The organism is Neisseria sp. HMSC074B07, from assembly GCF_001810355.1.
GTDB lineage: Bacteria > Pseudomonadota > Gammaproteobacteria > Burkholderiales > Neisseriaceae > Neisseria.
This window is the reverse complement of record NZ_KV800917.1, coordinates 1-3,681: the sequence shown is the minus strand read 5'-3', so window position 1 is coordinate 3,681 and position 3,681 is coordinate 1. Positions and strand designations below refer to the sequence as shown.

Below are 3,681 nucleotides of genomic sequence, written 5' to 3'. Positions count from 1 at the left end.
CTGTTGGGGGAAAAGGAATTTTGCAAAGGTCTCACGCCATGAACCACCGCAACACCCGACTGCTCCTGTCGCTTGCTGTTTTATCCGCATTGGCCGCCTGTGGCGGACAGGAAAGCAAGGAACAAAAACCTGCTTCCGCACCGACCGAAGCCTCTGCCGTTCAGACGACCCCTGAAGCTGCTTCAACCGCCTCAGCAGCGTCCCAAACCGCCGTTGACAGCAACGCTTCTCCTGAAGATCAAGAGCTGCTCAAACGCGCACAGAGTATTTTCAAACCGCTGCCGAGTGCCGAAGAAATGCAGAAACTGCGCCCGTTTACCGAAGAACAGGTCAAACTCGGCCATCAATTATGGTATGAGCCGCGCCTCTCCAAAGGCAACACCGTAAGCTGCAACTCCTGCCACAACCTTGCCACCGCAGGCGTGGACAACCTGCCGACCAGCCAAGGCCATAAAGGACAGTTCGGCGGACGCAACTCCCCGACCGCTTTAAACGCCGCCCTGCTCGGTATGCAGTTCTGGGACGGCCGCGCGGCCGACGTTGAAGAACAAGCCGGCGGACCGTTGGTCAACCCTGTGGAAATGGCAAACGACTCGCAAGAAGCAGCCGCTGCCAAAATTGCCAAAATCCCCGAATATCAAGAACTGTTTAAAACCGCCTTCCCCGAAGACGGCGCAGTTTCCTTTAAAAACATCACCACCGCACTGGGCGCATTCGAACGCACCCTGTTGACGCCGACCAAATGGGACGACTACCTCAAAGGCAACGTCAACGCCCTGAACGAACAAGAGCGCAAAGGCGTGCGCGCCTTTATGGACAACGGCTGTATCGCCTGCCACAGCGGCGTCAACCTTGGCGGCGCAACCTTCCAAAAATTCGGTTTGGTTGAAGGCCCGTACTGGAAATTCATCGAAGATCCGAAACACGACAAAGGCCGTGCCGACGTAACCAAAAAAGCCGAAGACGAATTCTTCTTCCGCGTCCCAGGCTTGCGTAACGTCGCCAAAACTTATCCATATTTCCACAACGGCAGCGTTTGGGAATTGGACAAAGCCGTTACCATCATGGGTAAAGCGCAACTGGGCAAAGATTTATCTAAAGAAGACACCGATAACATCGTTGCCTTCTTGAAAACCCTGTCCGGCAATGTTTCCGACACTGCCCGCACCATGCCTGAGCTGCCTTTGTCTGCACCGATGGAATCCCATCCGAACAACAAATAAGCAGTAAATGAATGAAGGTCGTCTGAAAATTCAGGTTCAACAAAGCCCAAAGCTTTAGAGAACAGGATTTCAGACGACCTTTATGCCGTTTCATGATCCCAAATCATTCGATGTCCGCATCCCTTTTCCCGCAAATGACACGTCGGACAAAAACCAGCCTCATATACAATGAAACGCACGCCGTTCAAACAATTACATCCCGAATACAATCAACCATATGATTTATTTAAATTTTTATAAAAACCATCAACAAACGAATCTCCAACCCACATCATCAATATCCGGATACCCATCTTCAAACATGCCTCGTCAGTTGACGGCGGCAAGGCAAAATGTTGAAATACACATCTAGGATAAAAAATAAAAAGCGTTGACCAAACGCCTATAAACACACCACAAAATCCGTTCAGACGACCCTTCTTCGCCTCCTTACCAAACCAAACGTCGTCTGAAATCACATAGTGGATGAACAAGAAGCAGCTGACAGCGTAATGCAAGCCAAGCCGCACCGCTTCAAGTCCAATCCACCATAAAACCAATCAACATACATTGCACCATGACCTTACTCGGCCTCAAACTCAGGCAGACCCAACAACTCAACCAACGTCTGCAACAATCCCTGCGCATCCTGCAAATGTCCGGCATCGAACTCGAACGCGAGGTCGAAGACTGGTTGCAGGACAATCCCCTGCTCGAACGTCCCGAAGCCGACGAATTTGCCGACGCAGAGTTCAATCACGGCACCACCATGCCGCGCAGCAACCACCTCGGCGGCGACGATGCCGAAGACGCATGGCTCAACATTGCCAAAGAAGAAGATTTCAACCAATACCTGCACGCCCAAGTGTGCGAACACCCTCTTTCCGACAAAGAAGCCGCCTACGTCCATATCCTTATCGACTTCCTGGACGACCAAGGCTATTTCACCGACAGCATCCAAGACGTTATCGACAACACGCCCTTGGAATGGATGCTGGACGAAGACGAACTGCAAAACGCCCTCGACCTTTTGCAGACCTTCGACCCGCCCGGCGTTGCCGCCGCCGACCTGACCGAATCCCTGATGCTCCAACTCATGCGCCTGCCCGCCAGCCCCGCGCGTCAGGCGGCCGCCCACCTCATCCAAAGCTCGCTGCACGATTTGGGCAAAAACCGCAAACAAAACATCATCCGCTTCCGCAAACTCTTTCCCGAAATCGACAGCGAAACCATAGAAGCCGCCCTCGACATCATCGCCACGCTCAACCCCTACCCCGCCTACGGTTTTGCCTCCTCCGAACCAACCGCCTACATCCAGCCCGACGTTTGGGTCAAAGAAGGCAAAGACGGCTGGAAAGTCATCGGCAACGAAGCCGCCTGGCCCAAACTGCAACTCAACCGCGAATACTGCGAACTGATGAAATCCGCAGAAGACGGCGCACCCGAGTGGAAAGAAAAAATCAACGAAGCCAAGCAGCGCATCGACTCTCTCGAACTGCGCAAAAGCACCGTCATCCGCCTTGCCGAATACATCGTCAAAAATCAGGAAGACTTCTTCATCTTCGGCGAAATCGGACTCGCCCCCATGCTTATGAAAGACGCAGCCGCCGAATTGGGGCTTGCCGAAAGCACCATTTCGCGCGCCGCCAACCAAAAATATTTGTCTTGCCCGCGCGGACTATTTGCGTTACGCTATTTCTTCACACAGGCAGTCAATTCCGAAGGCGACAAAGAAGGCCTGAGCCAAGGCGCGATTAAAGCCGTTTTGGGGCAGATTATCGAAAACGAAGACAGCAGCAAACCCCATTCCGACGAAACCCTTGTCCGCCTCCTCAAACAACAGGGCATAGACATCGCCCGCCGCACCGTCGCCAAATACAGGGAATCGCTCGACATCCCGCTGGCACACAAACGCAAACTTACCGAATGACAGTTTTAAACCGCAGTTTTCCCGTTCCGTTTCTGACGGACTGAACCCCACCGAAGGAGCTGTATTATGAATCTGAAAATCACCGGTCTGAATTTCGACGTTACCGAGGCCATCAAAAACTACGTTTCCGAAAAATTGGAACGCATCAACCGCCATGCAGCCAACGCCATTTCCGTTACCATCACCCTTTCCGTGGAAAAACTCAATCAACAGGCTGAAGCAGACATCCATCTGGCGGGCAAAGACCTCCACGTCGAGGCCGTTGAACAAGATATGTACGCCGCCATTGATGTTCTGATGGACAAGCTCGACCGTGCAGTGCTGAAACACAAAGAAAAAAGCGGCGATGTCCGCAACACGGTAAAACCTGCCGCAGAATAGTTCACAATCCTAAAGGTCGTCTGAAAACCTATTTTCAGACGACCTTTACATTAAATTTCCTTTTGCGGTACCAACCCGCACATCTCCCCATCTCATCAACTCGCTTCTGAGTTTCTTACCCGTAGTGGATTGAATTTATAGTCAATTAAAATCAAAATAGGACAGTAA

General features: G+C 51.9%; 4 protein-coding genes. 3 read left to right on the top strand and 1 reads right to left on the bottom strand.

The window, feature by feature from the left end; translation table 11 throughout:
• Positions 1-38 precede the first annotated feature (38 nt).
• Positions 39-1,223 (top strand): cytochrome-c peroxidase, encoded by a 1,185-nt coding sequence (locus HMPREF2726_RS03440; RefSeq protein ID WP_070602187.1) that lies wholly within the window; start codon positions 39-41, stop codon positions 1,221-1,223.
• A 209-nt stretch (positions 1,224-1,432) separates the two neighbouring features.
• On the opposite strand, the gene HMPREF2726_RS13665 is transcribed toward HMPREF2726_RS03440, so the two are convergent.
• Positions 1,433-1,762: a hypothetical protein gene (locus HMPREF2726_RS13665; RefSeq protein WP_148132464.1), complete on the bottom strand. Its 330-nt coding sequence runs from the start codon at positions 1,760-1,762 to the stop codon at positions 1,433-1,435.
• 17 nt (positions 1,763-1,779) lie between these two features.
• Here HMPREF2726_RS13665 and rpoN point away from each other — a divergent pair, with 17 nt between their 5' ends.
• Both rpoN and raiA read left to right on the top strand, forming a co-directional pair.
• Positions 1,780-3,132 (top strand): RNA polymerase factor sigma-54, encoded by a 1,353-nt coding sequence (gene rpoN / locus HMPREF2726_RS03435; protein WP_070602185.1) that lies wholly within the window; start codon positions 1,780-1,782, stop codon positions 3,130-3,132.
• 66 nt (positions 3,133-3,198) lie between these two features.
• Positions 3,199-3,513 carry a ribosome hibernation-promoting factor, HPF/YfiA family gene (raiA, locus tag HMPREF2726_RS03430; RefSeq protein WP_003757098.1) on the top strand — a complete coding sequence of 105 codons (315 nt, stop codon included), beginning with the start codon at positions 3,199-3,201 and terminating at the stop codon, positions 3,511-3,513.
• Positions 3,514-3,681: the final 168 nt, after the last annotated feature.

Coding starts and splice junctions, on each gene's coding strand:
- HMPREF2726_RS03440 (WP_070602187.1), top strand. CDS start 39: ATGAACCACCGCAACACCCGACTGCTCCTGTCGCTTGCTGTTTTATCC.
- rpoN (WP_070602185.1), top strand. CDS start 1,780: ATGACCTTACTCGGCCTCAAACTCAGGCAGACCCAACAACTCAACCAA.
- raiA (WP_003757098.1), top strand. CDS start 3,199: ATGAATCTGAAAATCACCGGTCTGAATTTCGACGTTACCGAGGCCATC.